This window comes from Rothia sp. HMSC073B08, from assembly GCF_001812975.1.
Lineage (GTDB): Bacteria > Actinomycetota > Actinomycetes > Actinomycetales > Micrococcaceae > Rothia > Rothia mucilaginosa.
Genome location: NZ_KV811049.1, coordinates 1 through 1,451, shown reverse-complemented (window position 1 = coordinate 1,451; position 1,451 = coordinate 1). Strand labels below are relative to the sequence as shown.

Annotated in this window: 1 protein-coding gene; it reads right to left on the bottom strand. The window is 61.7% G+C overall.

Translation table 11 applies throughout. The features are described from left to right. Nucleotides 1-1,048, bottom strand: a 1,048-nt coding sequence (locus HMPREF2884_RS08970) for an ISL3 family transposase (RefSeq protein ID WP_371325919.1), incomplete at its 3' end; no start/stop codon positions are given. Nucleotides 1,049-1,451: the final 403 nt, after the last annotated feature.

Below are 1,451 nucleotides of genomic sequence, written 5' to 3'. Positions count from 1 at the left end.
GGCTCTTCAGAGTTGAGTGTGGTTGGAGGCATCTAGGCCTCCTGCGATGAGGAGCATTCGGAGTTGGTAGTTGGTGGGGTTGCGGTAGCCTCTGGCGGTGCGTCTTCCTAAGTTCGATGATTCCGTTGATGGCTTCGGTGGGGCCGTTGCTGGCTCCTCCTGTATCGAAGTAGGCCAAGAAGGCGTCCTTCCATTTGCGTAGGGTTCGACCCAGTCGGGCGATTTCGGGGATGGGACACGTTGGTAGGCGCTGGATGAGATGAGCGGCCAGGCGTCGGCCTTGGGCGGGTGTGGCTTGATGGAAGACGTCGCGCACTTGCTGGGCGCAGTGGTAGGCGACTTCCACACTGATATGCGCCTCATCTGCCGTGAAGGCCTCACGGAGTCGTTCTTGTTGACGCTTCGTGAGCCGATCACGCGAGGCGCGCAAAAGATTGCGGATCTGATAGAGAGGATCACCCTTGCGCCCGCGGTGACCGGTCGTGTCTTGCTGGACGCGACGACGCACCTCATCGAGAGCGTCACCGGCGAGCTTGACGATGTGAAAGGCATCGAGCACGCTGGTGGCGTCTTGGAGCTGGTCATCAATGGCGTTCTTATATCCCTGGAAGGGATCCAGCGTCGCGATCTGGATACCGGAGCGAAAGTCTTCGCCGCGCTCGGCCAGCCAGTTCTTGTACACGGTGCCAGACCTTCCCGGGACCAGATCCAACAAGCGGGCCGTGGGATGATCCTCCCCTCGCGTCAGGTCGACGATGCCGGTGAGCTCACGGGGCCCTCGTCGGCGTCGGTCCTGGTGGTGCCACACGTGCTCGTCAACCCCCAGCACCCGCACCCCTGAGAAACGGGCGGGGTCATCAGATGCGGCTTGCAGACACGGCTTGATATGGGACCACACGGTATTCCACGTGGTTCCTAACTGGCGGGCCAGCCCCGAGATAGTGGCTCCCTCGAAGCGCAACTGTCGGATCGCCCAGCGGATCGCCCGAACACCCAGACGCGCCCTGGGAGCACACACCGAGTGGTTCTGCTCAGCGAAAGTCGTGATCTGGCAGGTATGTTCGCGGCATATCCAGCGTTCGCTTATGCCACCGGATCCGCACCGGGACCCCGGCCCAGGGCGCGTCGATCACCTCCACCACCACACGCCCATGACCTTGAGCGATCACCCCACAATCTGGGCACCCCGCCAGCTGGTTGCACGACTCAACATCGAGCACCAGAGCATCTGGGGTGCGAACCGCACTCATCAGATGGAAGCCCTCCAAGTCGACGAGCAGATCACACCGATCACAACGATCAAGCGACACAGAGCAGCAGCAGGTAGGGTGAGACATTGTCGAGGTCCTTGACGACAGCGGGGGTAGAAGTCCGCTCATCATCAAGGACCTCGACCTCTACCCGCAACCCCCGACCAACACCCGGTCACCCACACTCAACTCGGAAGAGCC